General features: G+C 74.8%; 20 protein-coding genes. 11 read left to right on the plus strand and 9 right to left on the minus strand.

What is annotated here, in order from left to right; all coding sequences use genetic code 11:
* Positions 1 to 33: 33 nt before the first annotated feature.
* Positions 34 to 621 carry an O-methyltransferase gene (locus tag AB0G14_RS05390; RefSeq protein ID WP_357693991.1) on the minus strand — a complete coding sequence of 196 codons (588 nt, stop codon included), beginning with the start codon at positions 619 to 621 and terminating at the stop codon, positions 34 to 36.
* A 284-nt stretch (positions 622 to 905) separates the two neighbouring features.
* On the opposite strand from AB0G14_RS05390, the gene AB0G14_RS05395 reads away from it, so the two are divergent.
* Together AB0G14_RS05395 and AB0G14_RS05400 are read left to right on the plus strand one after the other, a co-directional pair.
* Positions 906 to 2,246: a trypsin-like peptidase domain-containing protein gene (locus AB0G14_RS05395; RefSeq protein ID WP_357694240.1), complete on the plus strand. Its 1,341-nt coding sequence runs from the start codon at positions 906 to 908 to the stop codon at positions 2,244 to 2,246.
* Positions 2,247 to 2,321: 75 nt separating this feature from the next.
* On the plus strand, positions 2,322 to 2,744 hold the full coding sequence (locus AB0G14_RS05400) for a preprotein translocase subunit TatB (RefSeq protein ID WP_357693994.1): 423 nt from the start codon (positions 2,322 to 2,324) through the stop codon (positions 2,742 to 2,744).
* Positions 2,745 to 2,955: 211 nt separating this feature from the next.
* Here AB0G14_RS05400 and AB0G14_RS05405 read toward each other — a convergent pair whose 3' ends face one another.
* The 3 genes from AB0G14_RS05405 to AB0G14_RS05415 all read right to left on the minus strand — a co-directional run bounded on the left by AB0G14_RS05405 (position 2,956) and on the right by AB0G14_RS05415 (position 6,154).
* Positions 2,956 to 4,104 carry an Mrp/NBP35 family ATP-binding protein gene (locus AB0G14_RS05405; RefSeq protein WP_357693996.1) on the minus strand — a complete coding sequence of 383 codons (1,149 nt, stop codon included), beginning with the start codon at positions 4,102 to 4,104 and terminating at the stop codon, positions 2,956 to 2,958.
* Between the two features lie 156 nt (positions 4,105 to 4,260).
* On the minus strand, positions 4,261 to 4,878 hold the full coding sequence (locus AB0G14_RS05410; protein WP_357693998.1) for a DUF1003 domain-containing protein: 618 nt from the start codon (positions 4,876 to 4,878) through the stop codon (positions 4,261 to 4,263).
* Entirely contained in the window at positions 4,871 to 6,154 is a 1,284-nt protein-coding gene (locus AB0G14_RS05415) for a CBS domain-containing protein (RefSeq protein WP_350701507.1), read from the minus strand. Before AB0G14_RS05415 ends, AB0G14_RS05410 begins: the two co-directional genes overlap by 8 nt.
* 33 nt (positions 6,155 to 6,187) lie before the next feature.
* Here AB0G14_RS05415 and AB0G14_RS05420 point away from each other — a divergent pair, with 33 nt between their 5' ends.
* The gene (locus tag AB0G14_RS05420) at positions 6,188 to 7,057 is read left to right on the plus strand and encodes a PhzF family phenazine biosynthesis protein (protein ID WP_357694001.1); all 870 of its coding nucleotides are present in this window, start codon (positions 6,188 to 6,190) and stop codon (positions 7,055 to 7,057) included.
* 92 nt (positions 7,058 to 7,149) lie between these two features.
* On the plus strand, positions 7,150 to 7,659 hold the full coding sequence (locus AB0G14_RS05425; protein WP_357694003.1) for a hypothetical protein: 510 nt from the start codon (positions 7,150 to 7,152) through the stop codon (positions 7,657 to 7,659).
* A 40-nt stretch (positions 7,660 to 7,699) separates the two neighbouring features.
* Here the strand turns inward: AB0G14_RS05425 and AB0G14_RS05430 are convergent, their stop codons facing one another.
* Complete coding sequence (locus AB0G14_RS05430) at positions 7,700 to 8,482, minus strand: HAD-IA family hydrolase (RefSeq protein WP_357694005.1); 783 nt, start codon at positions 8,480 to 8,482, stop codon at positions 7,700 to 7,702.
* A gap of 106 nt (positions 8,483 to 8,588) precedes the next feature.
* On the opposite strand from AB0G14_RS05430, the gene AB0G14_RS05435 reads away from it, so the two are divergent.
* The 4 genes from AB0G14_RS05435 to AB0G14_RS05450 all read left to right on the plus strand — a co-directional run bounded on the left by AB0G14_RS05435 (position 8,589) and on the right by AB0G14_RS05450 (position 13,871).
* Positions 8,589 to 9,548, plus strand: coding sequence for a DMT family transporter (locus AB0G14_RS05435; RefSeq protein WP_357694007.1), 960 nt, complete (start codon positions 8,589 to 8,591; stop codon positions 9,546 to 9,548).
* A 136-nt stretch (positions 9,549 to 9,684) separates the two neighbouring features.
* A complete protein-coding gene (locus tag AB0G14_RS05440; RefSeq protein ID WP_357694009.1) occupies positions 9,685 to 11,886 on the plus strand; it encodes an APC family permease in 2,202 nt (733 codons plus the stop codon).
* Positions 11,887 to 11,940: 54 nt separating this feature from the next.
* On the plus strand, positions 11,941 to 12,465 hold the full coding sequence (locus AB0G14_RS05445; protein WP_357694011.1) for a SigE family RNA polymerase sigma factor: 525 nt from the start codon (positions 11,941 to 11,943) through the stop codon (positions 12,463 to 12,465).
* Positions 12,462 to 13,871 (plus strand): hypothetical protein, encoded by a 1,410-nt coding sequence (locus AB0G14_RS05450; protein ID WP_357694013.1) that lies wholly within the window; start codon positions 12,462 to 12,464, stop codon positions 13,869 to 13,871. Before AB0G14_RS05445 ends, AB0G14_RS05450 begins: the two co-directional genes overlap by 4 nt.
* Positions 13,872 to 13,928: 57 nt before the next feature.
* Here the strand turns inward: AB0G14_RS05450 and AB0G14_RS05455 are convergent, their stop codons facing one another.
* Positions 13,929 to 14,423, minus strand: coding sequence for a GNAT family N-acetyltransferase (locus AB0G14_RS05455; RefSeq protein ID WP_357694016.1), 495 nt, complete (start codon positions 14,421 to 14,423; stop codon positions 13,929 to 13,931).
* 11 nt (positions 14,424 to 14,434) lie between these two features.
* The gene (locus AB0G14_RS05460; RefSeq protein WP_357694018.1) at positions 14,435 to 15,259 is read right to left on the minus strand and encodes an SDR family NAD(P)-dependent oxidoreductase; all 825 of its coding nucleotides are present in this window, start codon (positions 15,257 to 15,259) and stop codon (positions 14,435 to 14,437) included.
* Between the two features lie 129 nt (positions 15,260 to 15,388).
* Here AB0G14_RS05460 and AB0G14_RS05465 point away from each other — a divergent pair, with 129 nt between their 5' ends.
* Positions 15,389 to 16,345, plus strand: coding sequence for a CoA ester lyase (locus AB0G14_RS05465; protein WP_357694021.1), 957 nt, complete (start codon positions 15,389 to 15,391; stop codon positions 16,343 to 16,345).
* Between the two features lie 54 nt (positions 16,346 to 16,399).
* On the opposite strand, the gene AB0G14_RS05470 is transcribed toward AB0G14_RS05465, so the two are convergent.
* Positions 16,400 to 16,921 (minus strand): DUF4190 domain-containing protein, encoded by a 522-nt coding sequence (locus AB0G14_RS05470; protein WP_357694023.1) that lies wholly within the window; start codon positions 16,919 to 16,921, stop codon positions 16,400 to 16,402.
* Positions 16,922 to 17,041: 120 nt separating this feature from the next.
* On the opposite strand from AB0G14_RS05470, the gene AB0G14_RS05475 reads away from it, so the two are divergent.
* Positions 17,042 to 17,947: an SDR family NAD(P)-dependent oxidoreductase gene (locus AB0G14_RS05475; protein WP_350701482.1), complete on the plus strand. Its 906-nt coding sequence runs from the start codon at positions 17,042 to 17,044 to the stop codon at positions 17,945 to 17,947.
* A gap of 19 nt (positions 17,948 to 17,966) precedes the next feature.
* Here AB0G14_RS05475 and AB0G14_RS05480 read toward each other — a convergent pair whose 3' ends face one another.
* A complete protein-coding gene (locus tag AB0G14_RS05480; protein WP_357694026.1) occupies positions 17,967 to 18,500 on the minus strand; it encodes a DUF4190 domain-containing protein in 534 nt (177 codons plus the stop codon).
* A gap of 174 nt (positions 18,501 to 18,674) precedes the next feature.
* On the opposite strand from AB0G14_RS05480, the gene AB0G14_RS05485 reads away from it, so the two are divergent.
* A complete protein-coding gene (locus AB0G14_RS05485; RefSeq protein WP_357694029.1) occupies positions 18,675 to 19,871 on the plus strand; it encodes an acyl-CoA dehydrogenase family protein in 1,197 nt (398 codons plus the stop codon).
* The last annotated feature ends 4 nt before the right edge of the window (positions 19,872 to 19,875 follow it).

The following is a 19,875-nucleotide window of genomic DNA, read 5'->3' on the forward strand; positions in this document are numbered from 1 at the left end:
GGGTGGCGCCGGCCCCGACGGGCCGGCGCCCGGTCAGCACTTGACGGCGGCGAGCAGCCCGTGGCCGACCGGCAGCAGCGCCGGGGTCCAGTGTTCCGACTCCCGGACCGCCTTGATCGTCTCGCGGATGGTGACCGTCTCGACGTCCCGGGCGGCGGGGTCGGCGATCCGGCCGTCGGCCAGCATGCCGTTGAGCGCCAGCACGCCGCCGGGCCGCAGCAGCCGCAGCGCCGCGTCCACGCAGGCGGCGAACCCGGTCGACTCGGCGTCCACGAAGACCAGGTCGTACGCGCCGTCGGCGAGGCGGGGGAGCACGTCCAGCGCCCGGCCGGTGATGATCCGGGTCCGGCCGGCGGCGAAGCCCGCCTCGGCGAAGATCCGGCGGGCGATGCGCTGGTGCTCCACCTCCACGTCGATGGTGGTGAGTACGCCGTCGGCGCGCATGCCGCGCAGCAGCCAGACCCCGCTGACCCCGGTGCCGGTGCCGATCTCCACCACGGCGCGGGCGCTGCCGGCGGCGGCGAGCAGCCGCAGCGCCGCGCCGGCGCCGGGGGTCACCGCGTCGAGGCCGACCTCCCGGGCCAGGCTGCGGGCGGTGCGCAGTACGAGGTCCTCGGTCACGTAGGACTCGGCGAACTGCAGGGCCTGGGTCGTCGAACTGCCGGAACCGGCGACCGTGGCGATGGGACACCTCCGGGCGGCGCGAGTGGTGCGGGGGCGGGTGGGCACTGTGAGCCTAGAGGCGACGTCGAACGGACGCAGCCGCGCGTCCGCCACCCGACGATCACGGCCGGCAACCGGTGACTGAGTCCGTGGCATCCGTGTAATCCTGGAAGCGGTATTCCGTCGATCGCGACCGGGCGGCCCCCTCGCCGGTTCCGTGGCGCGCGGGATCCGGGGAAGGACTGGGAGGCACCGACGTGACCGACGGCTGGGACTGGCGCCAGCCCGGGGGGACTCCGGCACCGGCGCGACCGCCGGGGCCCGGGTACCCGCCGGCGGGGTCGCCACCGGCGCTCCAGGGCGCCGTGGGCGGCACGACATCGCCCTGGTGGTCCGACGCGCTCGCCGACCCGTGGCGCGACCCGGCCGCGCCGGCCGCCGTGGTGGTGCCGGCCGCCCCGAGCCCCGGCACCGAGCCCGAGCCGGTCAGCGACCCGGACGCACCGGGCCGGCCGACGCTGCGCCAACTGCTGCTCATCCCGCTGATCACCGCGCTGCTCGCGGGCAGCCTCGGCGGCGCCCTCGGGTACGCCTTCGCGGTGCGCGGCGGCGCCGGGGGCGGGCCGGTGCTCGGCGCCGACCCCCAGGCCCCCGGCCTGGCCCAGCGCCGGCCCGAGTCGCTCGCCGGGGTCGCCGAGCGGGTGCTGCCCAGCGTGGTGACCGTCCGGGTGGCCAGCCTCGGCGGCACCAGCGAGGGCTCCGGCTTCGTCGCCAGCGCCGACGGGCACGTGATCACCAACGACCACGTGGTGGCGGGGGCGACCGGCGGCAAGGCGTCGGTGATCTTCAACGACGGCAGCTCGGCCCCGGCCACCGTGGTCGGGCAGGACCCGGAGTCCGACATCGCGGTGATCAAGGTCTCCCGGACGGGCCTGCGCCCGGTCGAGTTCGGCGACTCCGACGCGCTGGCCGTGGGCGACCCGGTGCTGGCCATCGGGTCGCCGCTCTCGCTGGCCAACACGGTCACCGCCGGCATCGTCAGCGCGCTGGACCGGACGATGCAGGCCGGCGAGCCGGGCGGCCCCACGCGCTACTACGCGGCGATCCAGACCGACGCGGCGGTCAACCACGGCAACTCCGGCGGCCCGCTGGTCGACGGGGCCGGTCGGGTGATCGGCGTCAACTCGACGATCAAGTCGCTGGTCTCGGACGGGCAGGAGGCGGGCAACATCGGCCTCGCCTTCGCCATCCCGATCAACCAGGCCAAGCGGGTCACCCAGGACATCATCGGCACGGGCAAGGCCCGGCGGACGGTGATCGGCGCCCAGGTGGGCGGGCAGGGCGCGGGCACGGGCGGGGCCGGCGTACGCCTCGCGGCCGTCGAGCCGTCCGGCCCGGCGGCCGGCGCGGGGCTGCGGGCCGGCGACGTGATCCTCAAGCTCGCCGGGCGGCCGATGACCGAGCCGACCGACCTGATCGCCCTGGTGCGGAAGTTCGCGCCGGGTTCGGTGGTGACGGTGGAGTACCGCCGGGGCTCCGACCGGCAGAACGCCTCCGTGACGCTGGCCGCAGACGCCAAGTAGCAGCCGGTCACCCCCTCCCCGCGCGGCGTCCGACGTGCGTAGTCTTGCTGCTGACGCGGAGAGGAGGCCCGTGCAGTGTTCGACAACCTGAACTGGTGGGAGATCGGTGGGCTGCTGCTCCTGGCGCTGCTGATCTTCGGCGACCGGCTGCCCGCCGTGATCAGTGACGGCCTGCGGATGGTGCGCAACCTGCGCAACATGGCCCGCAGTGCCACCACCGACCTCAGCCGGGAGCTGGGCACCGACATCCAGCTGGAGGATCTGCACCCCAAGGCGTTCATCCGCAAGCACCTGCTCAGCGAGGAGGACGAGCAGGCGATCCGGAAGCCGCTGCAGGGCGTCTACGACAACCTGCGCGCGGACGTCACCGGCGTGCACAACGAGCTGAAGGACGTCGCCTCCGCCGCGGACGTGCGGTCGAAGGGCACCCGCCCGGGCACCGCCACCGGCGGCGCGCCGGCCCCCGCCCCCCGCGTCAGCTACGACGACGCCACCTGACCCCGCCCGACCGCTTCGGCCTGACCAGCGCCCCCGGCCTGCCCGACATCGTTCGTGACGGGGCGCTGGGCCCGGCGGACCGCCCGACGCCCGCGGGTCGCCGGGCCGGTGCCGCGCCGTACGCCCCGTGGGAACGGCGACCGGGGCGGCGCTCCCGGGGGAACGCCGCCCCGGTCGGGTGGCGACAGCGCCGGCGGGGCCGGCGGGCGAATCAGCGGCCGGCGGGCTTGAGGCCCAGCGGCTTGCCGAGCAGCGACTCCCGCCGCAGGGCGAGCCGGTCCGCGACCTGGCCCAGTGCCTTCGCGGCCGGCGACTCCGGCTCGGCCAGCACGATCGGCGTGCCCTCGTCACCGGCCTCGCGGACCCGGGTGTCGAGCGGCACCTGCCCGAGCAGCGGCACCTGCGCGCCGATGGTCTTCGTCAGCGACTCGGCGACCGTCTGGCCGCCGCCTGCGCCGAAGACCTCCATCCGCGAGCCGTCCGGCAGCTCCAGCCAGGACATGTTCTCGATGACGCCGACGACACGCTGGTGCGTCTGCAGGGCGATCGCGCCGGCCCGCTCCGCCACTTCGGCGGCGGCGGCCTGCGGCGTCGTGACGACCAGGATCTCGGAGTTGGGCAGCAGCTGGGCCAGCGAGATGGCCACGTCGCCGGTGCCCGGGGGCAGGTCGAGCAGGAGAACGTCCAGGTCGCCCCAGTAGACGTCGGCGAGGAACTGCTGCAACGCCCGGTGCAGCATCGGGCCGCGCCACACCACGGCGGCGTTGCCGGCGGTGAACATGCCGATCGAGATGACCTTCACGCCGTGCGACTGCGGCGGCATGATCATGTCCTCGACGCGGGTCGGGCGGCCGTCCGCGCCGAGCATCCGGGGCACCGAGTGGCCGTAGATGTCCGCGTCGACCACGCCGACGGAGAGCCCGCGGGCGGCCAGCGCCGCGGCCAGGTTGACCGTCACGCTGGACTTGCCGACGCCGCCCTTGCCGCTGGCGACCGCGTACACCCGGGTGCGGGAGCCCGGCTGGGCGAACGGGATGACCGGCTCCTGGGAGGCACCGCCGCCACGTAGCTTCGCCTGGAGCTCCTGGCGCTGCTCGGGGCTCATCACACCGAACTCGATCTCCACGCCGGTCACCCCGGGCACCGCGCCGACCGCCGCCGTGATGTCCGCGCGCAGCTTGTCCTTCAGCGGGCAGCCGGCGACGGTGAGCAGCAGCTCTACCCGTACGACGCCGTCGTCGCCGACCTCGGCGGAGCGGACCATGCCCAGCTCGGTGATGGGCCGGCGGATCTCCGGGTCGTTGACGGTGGCCAGCGCGGCCTGGATCGCGTCGGAGACGGTGCTGACGGGTGCTGACATGCCCGCAATGCTACGTCGGGGGTGACCCCGCGCCGCCGCCAGCGGGGCCCGGTGTGAGCGAATCGATGACGACGGTTGGGGGTCGACCGCCCACGGCGCGAAATGGGACGATCAACGCGAACGCCGCCCGCCCGGCCCCTTGCGGCGGGCGGCGTCTCACGCGTCCCGGGCCTCCGGCCGGCCGTCCCGGGCCCAGTCGCCGTCCAGTTCGTCGCGGGGCTCGTCGAGCCCGTCCCCGCCCTGCTCGCGCTGCGCGGACCGCTCCTGGTGGCGGCGCTCCAACCGCTGCCGGCGCTGGCTTGCCTCGTCCAGCTCCTCGGCCAGCCGGGCCAGCTCGGAGCGGAGGAAGTCCCGGGTCGCCACCTCGCCCATCGCGTTGCGCAGCGCGGCGAGCTCCCGGGCCAGGTACTCCGTGTCGGCCTTCTGTAGGGTCGCCCGCCGGCGGTCCTCCTCCAGCGCCACCCGGTCCCGGTCCGCCTGGCGGTTCTGCGCCAGCAGGATCAGCGGGGCCGCGTAGCTGGCCTGGAGGGACAGCACCAGGGTCAGGAACGTGAAGGTGTACGGGTCGAAGCGCAGGTGCGCCGGGGCCAGGGTGTTCCAACCGAACCAGAGCGCGATCACGACCGTCATGTAGACGATGAAGTTCGCGGTCCCCATGCCCCGGGCGATGCCCTCCGACCACCGCCCGAACGCCTCCGGGTCGAACCGGGGCAGCTTGACGCCCCGGGGCTCGCGCGGCTGGTCGAGCCGCGGCGCCCGTCGTTGGTCAGCCATCCGCGCCGCCCACCGGCTCGGTGGCGGCCGGGCTCGCGGCGGCGTCCCGGTCCCGCCAGTCCCGGGGGAGCAGGTGGTCCAGCACGTCGTCGACCGTGACCGCGCCCACCAGCCGGTTGTTGCGGTCGACCACCGGCATGGCCACCAGGTCGTACGTGGCCATCCGGCGGGTGATCTCCGGCAGCGGGGTGGTGGCCCGCAGCGGGTCGATGTCGTTGACCACCACCCCCCCGAGCAGGTCGGCCGGCGGTTCGCGGAGCAGCCGCTGGAAGTGCACCATGCCGAGGTAGCGGCCGGTCGGGGTGGTCATCGGCGCCCGGGACACGAAGACCTGCGCGGCGATCGCGGGCGAGAGCTGCGGCTCCCGGATCCGGGCCAGGGCCTCGGCGACCGTGGCGTCGGGCGGCAGGATCACCGGCTCGGAGGTCATCACGCTGCCCGCCGTGCCGGGCGTGTACTTGAGCAGCTGACGCACCGGGTCGGCCTCGTCCGGCTGCATCAGGTCGAGCAGCACGTCCTGCTCCGGGGGCGGCAGCTCGCTGAGCAGGTCGGCCGCGTCGTCCGGGTCCATCTCCTCCAGGACGTCCGCGGCCCGCTCCCGGTCCAGCGCGGCCAGGATCTCCACCTGGTCGTGCTCCGGCAGCTCGCTCAGCACGTCCGCCAGGCGCTCGTCGTCCAGCGCGGCGGCGACCTCGTTGCGCCGGGCGTCGGGCAGGTCCTGGAGGGCGTTGGCGAGGTCGGCCGGGCGCATGTCCTCCAGTACCGCGAGCAGGTTGGCGGTGCCCCGGCTGTCGGCGATGCCGCTGAGCCCGCGTACCCGCTCCCACTCGACCTGGTGCAGGTGACCCCGGCGGCTCAGCCGGCCCGTCTGCTCGCGTACGGCCACCCGGGTCAGCGACCACTCGCCGCCCCGGCTGCACTCCATCGCCACGTCGACCACCGAGCCCGGCTGCCCGCCCGGCTCGACCTGCACCCGCCGGTCGAGCAGCTCCTGGAGCACGAGCAGCTCGTTCGGGCGCTTCTCGAAGCGCCGCAGGTTGAGCGTGCCGCTGCCGAGCACGACCGCGTCGGCGTCGATGGAGGTGATCCGGTTGATGGAGAGGAAGATGCGCCGCCGCATCGGCATCTCGGCGACCAGCCCGACCACCTCCGGCGGGCGCTGCGTCGGCCGCAGCCGGGCCACCGCGTCGCGGACCCGGCCCACCTGGTCACCGTTGGGGTCGAAGACGGCGACCCCGGCGAGCCGGGCGATGTAGATCCGGGTCGGCGTGCTCACGGGCACCAGCCTAAGCGCCTAGTGTTTATCAACATGTCGACCTTGGCCTACGAGATCGTGGACGTCTTCACCGACCGCCCGTTCGCCGGCAACCCGCTGGCCGTGGTGTTCGGCGCCGAAGCGCTGGCCACCGAGCAGATGCAGGCGCTCGCGTGTGAGTTCAACCTCTCCGAGACGGTGTTCGTGCTCCCGCCCACCCAGGTCGGCGCCACCTACCGGGCCCGCATCTTCACCCCGGCCGAGGAGCTGCCCTTCGCCGGGCATCCCAGCGTCGGCGCGGCGGTGACCGCAAGGCGCCGGGGACTGTTCCCGGCGGGGCAGGTCACCCAGGAGTGCGGCGCGGGCGTGCTCCCGATCGAGGTGACCGCGACCGGGGCCACGCTGACCGGCGGCGTCCCCACCCTCGGCCCCGAGCTGGACCCGGAGCCGCTGCTGGAGATGGCCGGCCTGACCGTGGACGACCACGTCGGCCCGGCGCCCCGGGTGGCCGGCTGCGGGCTGGAGTTCCCGTACCTCCCGGTCTGCCCGGACGCGGTGGCCCGTGCCCGGGTGAACGCGGCGGCGGCACAGCGGTACGGAGTGGAGCATGTCAGCGTCTTCTCCTGGGACGCCGCCGCGCAAACCGCGCACGCCCGGGTCTTCGTTCCCGGGCTGGGCGTGCCGGAGGACCCGGCCACCGGCTCGGCCGCCCTGGGCCTCGGGGTGTGGCTGGTCGCCAGCGGCCTGCTCCCCGCCGACGGGCGCGCGGAGTACACCGTCCACCAGGGCATCGAGATCAACCGGCCGTCCGTGCTGGCCTGCACGGTGACCGCCGCCGGCGGCCAGGCGGTGGGTGCCACCGTGGCCGGCCACGTCATGCCGGTGGCCCGGGGCGAGATCATGGTCCCCCCGTTCGTCGGCTGATTTGCGCGACCCGTGCCGCCACGCCCACCGGCCACGCGGCCGGACGCCGGGCGGCGCTGACGGGACGGGGGCGGGTGCGGGAGGATGCCGGTGTGACCGACGCGGACCGGACCAGCACGCCGCTGGTCGACGAGGCGATGAAGAAGGCCGCCGTGGCGTGGGTGAGCGTGCCCGGTGGGCCGGCGCTCGCCCTCTGGTGCGTCCCCCTGGAGGGGGCGCTCTTCGTGGTCAGCGGCCCGGGGGAGCAGTCCGCGCCGGGGCTGGCCGACGCCACCGACGCCCAGGTCACCCTGCGCGGCGACCACGGTGGGCGGATCGTCACCTGGCCGGCCCGGGTGAGCCGCCTCGTGCCGGGCACCGAGCACTGGGAGACCACGGCCCCGCTGGTGGCCGCGAAGCGGCTCAACGCGCCCGGGCCGACCGCCGAGCTGGTTGACCGCTGGGCAGCCGACGGCTGCGCGGTGAACCGGTTGGCCCCGGCCGGGGAGCCGCTCGCCGGCGCCGCGCTGCCTGCGGGCTCGCTGGCCGAGGTGCCCCGGGAGGCGCCGGTGGTCCGGGCGATCCGCAAGCCGTTCCGCCTGCACCGGGTCCGCCGCCGCTGAAACCGGGCCGGTCACGCCGTGGGCCGCGGGCACGGCCGGGTCAGGATAGGCAGCCCGCCGGCACGGGTGCCTCCGCCGGCACGGGCGCCCCCGCCGGCACGGGCGCCCCCGCCGGCACGGGTGCCCCCGCTGGCATCGGCGACCGGTCGACCAGGTCGACCACCTCGTCGAGCGAGCGCAGCACCGGCCCGCGCCAGGCCGCGTCGGCGTTGAACACCATGTGCTCGGCCAGGTCCGGCGCGGCCAGCCGCACCGCGGTCATGCCGGCCCGCTCCGCCCCGGTCAGCTCCTGGCTGCCGCCGTCGCCCACGTAGAGGCAGTCCGCCGCGGCCACGCCGAGCCGCCCGCACGCCGCCTGGTAGAGCGCCAGGTCCGGCTTGCAGCGCCCGACCTGCACCGAGAAGACCCGCACGTCGAGCAGCGGGGCGACCGGCAACTGCGGCAGGAACGCCGGCAGCTCGTGGGTGCAGTCGCTGATCACCCCGGTCCGCAGGCCGCGCCGGCGCAGCGCGGCCAGCGTGGGCACCGCCTCGTCGCGCAGCCGCGTGTCGGCGCGTACGGCCCGGTGGCGGGAGGCCACCGCCGACCGGACCGCGTCGTCCGAGGGGTGCACACCGGCCTGCTCGCAGACCCAGCGCAGAGTCGCCTCGGCGTTGCCGTACCGGCCGCAGGCCCGCTCGTAGAAGGTGCGGTCGAGCACGTCGACGAGCGTGCGGGGCGGGCAGCCGAGCAGCTCTGCGGTCGACCGGTGCGCCGCGCCCCGCTGCACGGAACGGGTCAGCGTGCCGAAGAAGTCGAACAGCACCGCCTGGTACGTGGGCATGGGAGCGCCTCCGGGCGGTCGAGGGGGGTCGCCGGCGTGGACAGGCATGATCGTAACCGAGCGTTGACCGTCCGTGGTGGCCCGTGCCGTGTGAGGATTGCTCCCCGTGTCCGCCGCACCGCACCGCCCGACGCTCGACCCGGTGACCACCGGGGCGCTCGTCCTGGCCGTCGCCGCCGTCTCGTCGTCCGCCCCGCTGGTGGCGTTCGCGGCGGCGCCCGCCCTGGCTGTCGCGTTCTGGCGCAACACGCTCTCGGTCGCCGTGCTCGGCCCGTACGCGCTCGGCCGGCGGCGCGCCGAGTTCCGGTCGCTGACGGTCGGCGCCGGGCGGCGCGAGGGCCTCTACTGCGTCCTGTCGGGGGTCGCCCTCGCCGCCCACTTCGCCACCTGGATGCCGAGCGCCCAGCTCACCTCGGTCGCCGCGGCGACCGCGCTGGGCGCCACCCAGCCGGTCTGGCAGGGCCTGATCGCCCGCGGCCAGGGCCGCCGCCTGCCGGTCGCGGTGTGGGTCGGCATCGGGGTGGCGGTCGCCGGGGCGGCCCTCGCCACCGGGGCCGACTTCGGCGTCTCGGGCCGGGCCTTCGCGGGCGACCTGCTGGCGGTGGTCGGCGGAATGTTCGCGGCGGTCTACACCGCGTTCGGCGAGCGGGCCCGCACGACGATCAGCACGACCACGTACACCACCATCTGCTACGGGGTCTGTGCGCTGCTCCTGCTGGTGGTCTGCCTGGTCGGCGGGGTGCCGCTGACCGGCTTCGACACCGGCACCTGGGCCGCCGTGCTGGCCCTGGTGGCCGGCGCCCAACTGCTCGGGCACTCGATGTTCAACTACGCGCTGCGCCGGGTCTCGGCGACCACGATCAGCGTGCTGGTCCTGCTGGAGGCCCCGGGCGCCGCCCTGATCGGCTGGGCCTGGCTGGGGCAGCTGCCCCGGGCCACCGCCCTGTCCGGGCTGGCCCTGCTGCTGGCCGGCGTCGCGGTGGTGGTGCTCGGCGGCGCCCGCGCCGCCCGCCGCGTCCCGGCGTCCGCCGCCGTCCCGGCCGACGCGGGCCCGCTGCGCGACTGACCCCGCCACACCGTGGCCCCGGGCACGGTCGGCCCGCCGCCGGCCACTCTTTGCCGCGAGAACCGCCGTTCCGCCCGCCACAGGCGGCCGCGTCCATGAGAGTGCGGGGGAGGGAAGACACGGGACGGGACGGCGGATGACGAAGCGGAACGGCGGCAAGGACGAGCGCGGCACGGTCGTCACGCCGTCGGCCGAGTTCCCGCCGCTCGACCCCGACGAGCTGCGCGCGCTGCGCCGGATCGGCGACCGCTGGCGGGCCGCCCGGCCGGGCCGACCACCCGGCGGGGACATCCTGCCCGTCGATCCGACGCTGCGCCGTCACCCCGGCCAGCCGGCCCCGACCCGGTTCGGCCGGCTCGCCCCGATCGCGATGTTCCGGGTCGGGGAGCCGGACGAGCTGGTCGCCGCCGAGCCGGCCAACCTGCCCGGCACCCGCCTCGGCCGGGCGGGCACCCGGTTGCGGCGGGTGCTGTTCGGGCCGCCGCTGAGCAGCGCCGCCGTGCTCTACGAGCGGATGCGCAAGCTGGTCGCCCTGCCGGTGCTCTCCTCCGACCTGCTCAGCTCGGTGGCGTACGGGCCGGAGGCGATGCTGGCCGTGCTGCTGCTCGCCGGCAGCGGCGCGCTCGGGCTGTCCCTGCCGCTGGCCGCCGGGCTGGCGCTGCTCATGGTCGCGGTCGGCGTCTCCTACCGGCAGACCGTGGCGGCCTACCCGCACGGGGCCGGCTCGTACATCGTGGCCGGCGACAACCTGGGCGCGGGGGCGGGCCTCGCCGCGGCGGCGGGTCTGATGATGGACTACGTGCTGACCGTGGCGGTGTCCGTCTCCGCCGGCGTCAAGGCGGTCACCTCGGCGGTCCCGGGGCTGACCGGCTGGACGGTGCCCCTCGGGCTGGCCGTGGTCGGCGTGCTGCTCGCGGGCAACCTGCGCGGCGTCCGCACCGCCGGCAACCTCTTCGTGCTGCCCACGTACGCCTTCGTGGCCGCGCTGCTGGCGCTGCTCGCGGTCGGCTGGTTCCGCGTGGCCGAGCGGGGGTTCGTCCCGGTTGACCCGCCGCCGGTGCCGGCCGTCGAGGGGTTGGGGCTGCTGCTGGTGCTCCGCGCGTTCTCCTCCGGCGCGGTGTCGATGACGGGCATCGAGGCGGTCTCGAACGCGGTGCCCGCGTTCCGGCCGCCGGAGTGGCGCAACGCGCGCACCACGCTCACCTGGATGGTCGCGATGCTGGTGCTGTTCTTCCTCGGACTCATCGGGCTGATCCACCTGTCCGGGCTGGTGCCCACCGCCGAGCAGTCGGTGCTCTCCCAGTTGGCCCGGGTCACGTTCCCCAGCGGTCCCTGGTACGGGCTGGTCCAGGCCGCGACGGCGATGATCCTGCTGTTGGCCGCGAACACCGCCTTCAACGACTTTCCCCGCCTGCTGTTCTTCATGGCCCGGGACGGTCACGCGCCGCGCCGGTTCCTGCACATGGGCGACCGGCTCGCCTTCAGCAACGGGCTGGTCGCGCTGACCGCCGCGGCGGCGGTGATCCTGGTGGCCTTCCGGGGGCGCACCGAGTCGTTGATCCCGCTCTACGCGGTCGGGGTGTTCCTGGCCTTCACCCTGTCCCAGACGGGGATGGTGGTGCACTGGCGTCGCCGGCGCGGGCCCGGCTGGCGACGCCGGGCGACGATCAACGCGGTGGGCGCCGTCTTCTCGGGGCTGGTCCTGGTCACCGCGGCGGTCGCCAAGTTCACCGAGGGCGCCTGGGTGGTGGTCGTCGCCGTGCCGCTGCTGGTCCTGCTGTTCCGGGCCATCCAGCGGCACTACCGGATGCTGCACCGGTCCCTCGCGCTGCACCCGCCGCCGGCCGGCCCGGTGCCCGGGCCGCCGGTGGTGCCGGCGCGGCCGACCACCGCCGGGCCCGCCGCGCCCGAGGACGAGGAACTGCCCGAGCAGGTACGCCACCTCGTGGTGGTGCCGGTCGCCCGGCTGAACCGGGCCTCGCTGCGGGCCCTGGCGTACGCGGCCTCGCTCGGGCAGCCGACGCTGGCCGTGCACATCGCCCCCGAGGAGCCGGAGTCGGACCGGTTCCGGGAGCAGTGGCGGGCCTGGGGCGACCACCTGCGGCTGGAGACGATCGTGTCCCCGTACCGGGCGGTGATCGGGCCGCTCGCGCACTACCTGGAGGCGCTGCACGCCTCCCGCGCCGACCTGGTGCTGACCGTCGTCGTGCCGGAGGTGGTGGTACGCAGCCGCTGGCACCGGCTGCTGCACAGCCGCACCGAGCAGCGGCTCCGCGCGGCGCTGCGCCGGCTGCCCGGGGTGGTGGTCACCAGCCTGCCGGTGCACCTGGACGAATAGGTTCCCTCCGCGGCGGCCCCGGTCGGCGTCTGTTCCGGTGAGGAGGGCGATCCTTTGACCACTGAAGACCGCGCCCGGGCCGGCTTCGCCGAGTTCGTACGCGCCGAGACGGCGAGGCTGACCCGGTTCGCGTACCTGCTGACCGGCGACCGGCACCACGCCGAGGACCTGGTGCAGGTGGCGCTGGCCCGGGTCGCCGTGCGCTGGGAGCGGCTCGACGAACCCGGGGCGTACCTGCGTCGGGTGCTCTGCACACAGGCGGCCAGCTGGTGGCGGTGGCGCAGGGCGCGCCCGCCCGAGCGGCTGGGTGCGACACTGCCCGAGCGGGCCGGCCCGGCCGACGACCCCGACCTGCGGCTGGCGCTGCGGGCGGCGCTGGGTCGGCTGACCGTCCGGCAGCGGGCCGTGCTGGTGCTGCGCTACTACGAGGACCGTACCGAGGCCGAGACCGCCGAGCTGCTCGGCTGCCGGGTGGGCACGGTCAAGAGCCAGACGCGGCACGCCCTCGGCAGGCTGCGCGCCCTCGCCCCCGAGCTGGCCGAGCTGGTCGGCCGCACTCCGCAGGAGGTGAACCGATGACGGTCCGACTCGGCGCGGCGCTGCGCGGCCTGGCGGACGGCGTGCCGGCCGCCGTCGTACCGGCGGATCTCTTCGACACGGCGCGGCGCCGGCACCGGCGTCGGCGGGCCGCCGCGGCGGGCGCGCTCGCCGTCCTGGTGCTGCTCCTCAGTGTCGGGTACGCGCTGCGCCCGGTCGCCCTGCCGGCTCCCGCGGCCTCCCGTCCCGAGGCCCCCGGCCTGCCCACCCGCCTGGTCACGCCGGGAGTGCTCACCGCGCCCGTCGACGGGTCGCCGCCGGGCCCGGTGGCGGTGCTGTTCGGCGGGCCGGCGGTGCGCAGCGACTGGCACGAGAACCGGATGGCCGTGGTGGCCGCCGAGACCGACCGCTACCGCCGCCTCGACGTCGGCCCGGTCACGCCTGGGTTCGACGCGCTGCTCTCCCCGGACGGCCGGTACGTCTGGGCCGGCGGCCTGCTGTTCGATCTGACGTCCGGGGAACACCGGCGCGCGGGGATGGCGGGGCACCCGCTGGCCTTCGCGCCGGACGGGAATCGGCTCGCCTACGCGGCCGAGGACACCTTCACCGCGCCGAACACCTACGCCACCCCGCACGTGGGCCTGTACGACCGGGATCGTGGGGCCGACGTGCTGCGGGTCCCGGTCGGCACCGCCTGGGTGCCGCCCGGGAGGGCCGCCGTCGCGCCGGACGGGGGCGCCCTCGCCGTCCAAGTGCGCGACGAGGTGTGGCTGGCCCGGGTCGCCGACGCGGGCGCCGACGGCACCGCCGAGCCGTACCGGAAGCTCCCAGTGGGCAACGGACGCTTGGCCGGGCCGGGCGCGTGGTCGCCCAACGGGTGGCGGGTGGCCGTGCTGGAGCGGTCGACCTGCGAGAACTGCCCGGTGCCGTCCTACCCGCGCAGCTGGCAGTTGGTGACCCACAACCTGACGGTGTTTCCCGTGGGCGACGGCCCTGCCTTCCCGGAGGTGCGCTCCGCCACCTTCGTGCAGGTGCTCGGCTGGCGGTCGGCGGACGAGGCGGTCGCGCTGGTGGGCGTGCCCGGCCCGGACGCGGTCGACCGGCCGGACGAGCACGACATCGCCCGAAGCCCCTACTTCGAGCCGGGCACCACGGCCGTCCAGCTCGTGCTGCTACGCCGGGGTGCCGCCGCACCAGAGGTGCTGTTCCGTACCCCGGCCGGCGTCACCGAGCTCGCGGTCGCCGCCGACCTCGCGGTCGACGGTGCGGTCCGGAAGTCCGGTGAACCCGACTTCGGCCCACCCCCACCCTGGCTGGTTGCTCTCGGTCTGGCCGGCGTGGCGCTGCTGGTCGCCGTTGCATCCGTCCTGGTGGGGGCGAGGCGGCGCCGGGCGACGGCGATCCCGCCCGGCGGTGCGGGGACGACGGCGGCTCCGCCGGGCGGGTGACGGGACTGGCGTGCCCCTGCCGGGCGACCAGCCGTGCCGCCGCCCGGCGGACCGGCGTCAGACCTCGTGGACCTCCAGCACCCGGGCGGCCGGGGCGGCGTCGCCCAGCGCGGCCCGCAGGGCCACCCGCTCCGGGTCGGCCAGGAAGGCGTCGTAGCCGTCGCGGGTGTCGAACCGGATCAGGTGCACCTCGGTGTGCCCGTCGCCGGTCCGCAGCCGGCGCTCCAACCGCCCGCCGTGCCGCCCGAGCAGGCCCAGCACCGTGTCCTCGTACCGCCGATCGCCCTCCGCCTCGGGCAGCTCCACCAGGGCGACCACGCGCAACGCCGCAGCCGGATCGGTGACCAGCGACTTCCAGAAGTGGTGGTCGACGTGGCCGCCCGGGATGCCCTCCCGACGCCCGGTGTCGACGTAGCCGTTGCGGCGGTAGAACTCCGGCGCCTGGAACGAGAACGAGGCGACCGACATCTGGGTGCAGCCGCGCCGGCGGGCCTCCTCCTCGGCGGCGTGCAGCAGCCGGCATGCGGCGGAGTACGGCAGCGGGGCGGCCACGGGCGACACCGCTATCCCGCGACGCCGACCGCCTCGGCGCTGGCCGCCCAGAGCCGGGCGGCGAGCTGCGGGTCGGCCGCCTTGCGCAGCGGCCGGCGCGGCTGCCGGTCGGCGTAGTAGCCGCCGGTACGCAGCCGCGACGGGTCCTGGTTGGCGAGCCAGACCAGCGTCTCGGCCCCCTTCTCGGGGCTGCGGAACGGCAGTAGCCGCATGCCCAGGGCGACCAGCCGGCTGTCGTTGCCGAACCGGGTGCGCACCACCCCGGGGTGGAGGCAGTACGCCGGGATCTCCGGCCAGCGCCGGGCCGCCTCGGCCGTGAAGAGGATGTTCGCCTGCTTGCTGGTGCCGTACGCCTGCATCGGCCGGTAGCGGCGCAGCGGGGCGTTCAGGTCGTCCGGGTCGAGCGCGCCGCTGCGGTGCGCGGCGGAGGCGGTCACCACCATCCGGCCGATCCGGTCCCGCAGCAGGTTGCTGAGCAGGAACGGGGCCAGGTGGTTGGCCTGGACCGTCAGCTCGAAACCGTCGACGGTGGTGAGCGGCTGGAGGACGATCGCGCCGGCGTTGTTGGCCAGCACGTCGATCCGGTCGTACTCGGCCCGCAGCTTCTCCGCCAGCCGACGGACGTCGTCCAGCACCGCGAAGTCGGCCCGGAACAGCTCGGGCCGCTCGCCGGACGCCTCGCGCACCTGCTCCGCCGCGGCCTGGAGCCGGGCCGGGTCCCGGCCGACCATTACCACCTGGTCACCGCGGCGCGCCAGGTCGACGGCGGCCGCCAGCCCGATGCCCGAGCTGGCCCCGGTCACCACCACCAGCCGACGCCCAGTGAAATCTTCCACAGGTCCATTCACCCCGGTCACGGCACGAGGTTACCGTGGCGTCACAAAGCCCCTTTGGGATCGTTAAGTTCTCGCCTTTCTCGTCAGGTGGCGTCGGCGTGCCCGCCGCACGCTGGAAGGAGCGCATCCATGGCCGCAGTCGGTCGCCCCCGCCGGTCCTGCCTCGCGGTACCCGGCTCCAGCGTCAAGATGCTCGGCAAGGCCCAGGGCCTCCCCGCCGACCAGGTCTTCCTGGACCTGGAGGACGCGGTCGCCCCGCTGGCCAAGCCCGACGCCCGGAAGAACATCGTCGCGGCGCTCAACGAGGGCGACTGGTCGGGCAAGACCCGGGTCGTGCGCGTCAACGACCTGACCACCCCGTGGACCTACCGGGACGTCATCGACGTGGTCGAGGGGGCCGGCGCGAACCTCGACTGCATCATGCTGCCGAAGGTGCAGAACGCGGCCCAGGTGCAGTGGCTCGACATGACGCTGACCCAGCTGGAGAAGACGCTCGGCCTGGCGGTCGGCCGGATCGGCATCGAGGCGCAGATCGAGAACGCCGCCGGCCTGGTCAACGTGGACGCCATCGCCGCCGCCTCGCCCCGGGTCGAGACGATCATCTTCGGCCCGGCCGACTTCATGGCCTCCATCAACATGAAGTCCCTGGTGGTCGGCGCCCTCATCCCGGACTACCCGGGCGACCCCTACCACTACATCCTCATGCGCATCCTGATGGCCGCGCGGATGCACGACAAGCAGGCCATCGACGGCCCGTTCCTGCAGATCCGCGACGTGGACGCGTTCCGCGAGGTGGCGAAGCGCTCGGCGGCGCTCGGCTTCGACGGCAAGTGGGTGCTGCACCCGGGCCAGATCGACGCCGCGAACGAGGTCTACTCGCCGGCCCAGGCCGACTACGACCACGCCGAGCTGATCCTCGACGCGTACGAGCACTACACCTCGGAGGCGGGCGGGCGGCTCGGCGCCGTGATGCTCGGCGACGAGATGATCGACGAGGCGTCGCGCAAGATGGCGCTGGTCGTCGCGGCGAAGGGCCGGGCGGCCGGGATGACCCGGACCTCCACCTTCACCCCGCCGGCGGAGTGACCCCGCACGTACGATCCGTGCCGCCCCGGCCCGCGCCGGGGCGGCACGGTTGCGTCAGTAGCTGCTGCTGGAGCTGCTCTGGGTGATCGCCAGGACGATGATCCCCACGTAGAAGAGGATCGCCAGCACGAGCAGGCCGGTGAGGATCCAGCCGATGATGATGGCGGCCTTCGCCATGCCCTCGCCGCCCTCGCCGGTCTGCTGGATCTGCTTGGCCGCGACGTGACCGAGGATCGCGCCGACCGGCGCGGTGATGCAGGACGTGAAGCCGACCAGGGAGAGCACCAGGGCGGCGATCGCCATGCCGTTGGTCTTCTGCGGGGCGCCGTAGCCGTAGGTCGGGTAGGCCGGCGGCGGGTATCCGGCGGGCGCGGACAGGCCCGCCTGCTTCATGCCGGCGTACGGGTCGCCGCCGGCGTACGGGTCGCCGCCCGCGTACGGGTCCGCCGGGGCGTACGGGTCGGCGGTGGGTTGGGTGGGGATGGGCTGGCCGCTCGCCGGGTCGGCCGGCGGGCTCGACTGCTGGCCCGACCACGCCGGGTCGCTCCAGCCGCCGGGCGGCGGGGGATATGTCATTCGTCTACTCCGTTGGGTGCGGGTGCGCCCGTCAGGGTAGTCACGCCGGCGCAAACCCCGGGGGGCCGCCACCGGGTGTGCCGCGTTGCCCGGGCCCCGGGAAGCGGGCAGGATCCTGGCATGGTGATTGACGCGCGAGCCGCGGACCGCTCCGGAAGCCGACCGAGACGGGACGTGAGCCGCCCCGGCCTGGCCCGGCGCACCCGGGCCGCCGCCGCGGCGAGCCCCGCCGGCACCGACGAGCCGGCGCCGCTGCCGGACCCGGTGACGATGCGGCTCGACGGGAAGGTCGCCCTGGTCACCGGGGCGGGCAGCCCGGACGGCATCGGGTACGCGACGGCACGCCGGCTGACCGATCTCGGCGCCCGGGTGGCCATCGTCTCCACCACCCGACGCATCCACGAGCGGGCCAGCGAGCTGGGCGTCACCGGTTTCGTCGCCGACCTCACCGACGAGTCGGAGGTCGGGGCGCTCGCCGACGCGGTCACCGAGCAGCTCGGCGACGTGGAGGTGCTGGTCAACAACGCCGGGCTGGCCAGCCGGGCGAGCCCCGAGGTGCTGCGCCCGGTCGCCCAGCTCAGCTACGACGAGTGGCGCGGCGAGATCGACCGGAACCTCACCACGGCGTTCCTGTGCAGCCGGGCCTTCATCGGCGGCATGGCCGAGCGGGGCTGGGGCCGGATCGTCAACCTCGCGGCCACCGCCGGGCCGGTCAACGCCCTGCCGACCGAGGCGGCGTACGCGGCGGCCAAGGCGGGCGTGGTCGGGCTGACCCGGGCACTGGCGATGGAGATGATCGCCGACGGGGTGACCGTCAACTCGGTCGCCCCGGGCACCATCCACACCGCGGCCTCGACGGTCGCCGAGATCAAGCAGGGCCTCGGCACCCCGGTCGGTCGCCCCGGCACGCCCGACGAGGTGGCCGCGGCGATCACCTTCCTCTGTTCGCCGGCCGCGTCGTACATCACCGGGCAGATGCTGGTGGTGGACGGCGGCAACAGCGTCCGCGAGGCACAGTTCCGCTGAGCCGGGCCGACGGCGGGCGTCAGTAGGTGGTGCCGTGGTCGCCGGCGGCGATGACCAGGGCGATCCAGCCGCAGCAGGCGACCAGGCCCAGCCCGGTGAAGACGTAGCTGAGGACGAGGCCCCAGGTGGCGAGCTGGTCGCCCTCCTCGCCCGTGGTGCGGATCTGCCGCTTGGCCAGATGCCCGAGCACGATGCCGGCCGGGGCGAACACGAACGCGAGCACCAGCGACAGGATGGCCAGCACGTTGGTGCCGCCGCCAGGGCGGGGGCCGGACGGCGGGCCGTACTGCCCGTAGGGCACCTGCGGGGCGTACGGCGGCTGGTGCCCCCACTGCTGGCCGTGCGGCGGCTCGCCGGGCTGCTCGTAGGAGGGCTGCCCGTACGCCGGCTGCCCGTGGGACGGCTGCTCGTAGGTGGGCGGCTGCCCGTACGGCGGCGGCTCGGACCACGACGGTGGTGGCTCGGACCGCGACGGGTCGTGGCCCGGCGGGGGCTCCCAGGGCGACGGCGGCCGGTCTGGATCGGGCGGGCCCGGCGGCGGTGGCTGGCTCACGGTCTCCTCCTGCCGGTGGCGGATCACGTCCCCTCTTGCCGGACGCTACCCGCAGCGGTGAACCTTTTCACAGCGGTTGTGTGGACTGGTCACCTTGGCCTCGCCCGCCAGGCGGCTGATACTGACCGAGCGTTCAGTTACCCATGAGTAAGGCGCCGACCCCCGGAGGCTGAGATGGCCCGACTCGCCCAGACGCCCGGCCTGACCGATGTGCAGCGGTCGATCCTGGAAACGGTCCGGGAGTTCGCCGACAAGGAGATCATCCCGCACGCGCAGCGGCTGGAGCACGCCGACGAGTACCCGACCGACATCCTCGACGGGATGCGCGAGATGGGCCTCTTCGGCCTCACCATCGACGAGGAGTACGGCGGGCTCGGCGAGTCCCTGCTCACCTACGCCCTGGTGGTCGAGGAGCTGTCGCGGGGCTGGATGTCGATCTCCGGCATCGTCAACACCCACTTCATCGTGGCGTACCTGATCTCCCAGCACGGCTCCGCGGAGCAGAAGGCCCGGCTGCTGCCGCAGATGGCGACCGGCGAGGTACGCGGCGCCTTCTCGATGTCGGAACCGGAGTGCGGCTCCGACGTCTCGGCGATCAGGTCGAAGGCTGTCCGCGACGGCGACCGGTTCGTCATCAACGGCCAGAAGATGTGGCTGACCAACGGGGCGTACTCCTCGGTCGTGGCGACCCTGGTCAGGACCGACACCGGCGCGGACTCGGTCTACGGCAACATGAGCACCTTCCTGCTGGAGAAGGAGCCCGGCTTCGGCGAGACCGCACCCGGCCTGACCATCCCCGGCAAGATCGACAAGATGGGCTACAAGGGCGTCGAGACCACCGAGATGGTGCTCGACGGGGTCACCGTCCCCGAGACCGCCGTCCTCGGCGGCGCGGAGAAGGTCGGCCGCGGCTTCTACCAGATGATGGACGGCATCGAGGTCGGCCGGGTCAACGTCGCCGCCCGCGCCTGCGGCATCTCCATCCGCGCCTTCGAACTCGCCGTCGCGTACGCCCAGCAGCGCCGCACCTTCGGCCAGCCGCTCGCGAAGCACCAGGCGGTCGCCTTCAAGCTCGCCGAGATGGGCACCAAGATCGAGGCCGCGCACGCCCTCATGGTCAACGCCGCCCGCCTCAAGGACGCCGGCCAGCGCAACGACGTCGAGGCCGGCATGGCCAAGCTGCTCGCCTCGGAATACTGCGCCGAGGTCGTCCAGGAGGCGTTCCGCATCCACGGCGGCTACGGCTACTCCAAGGAGTACGAGATCGAGCGGCTGATGCGGGAGGCCCCGTTCCTGCTCATCGGCGAGGGCACCTCGGAGATCCAGAAGACCATCATCTCCCGCGGCCTGCTCAAGGAGTACAAGCTCTGACGGG

This window comes from Micromonospora sp. NPDC023814 (genome assembly GCF_040639595.1).
In the GTDB taxonomy this organism is placed as follows: Bacteria; Actinomycetota; Actinomycetes; order Mycobacteriales; family Micromonosporaceae; genus Micromonospora.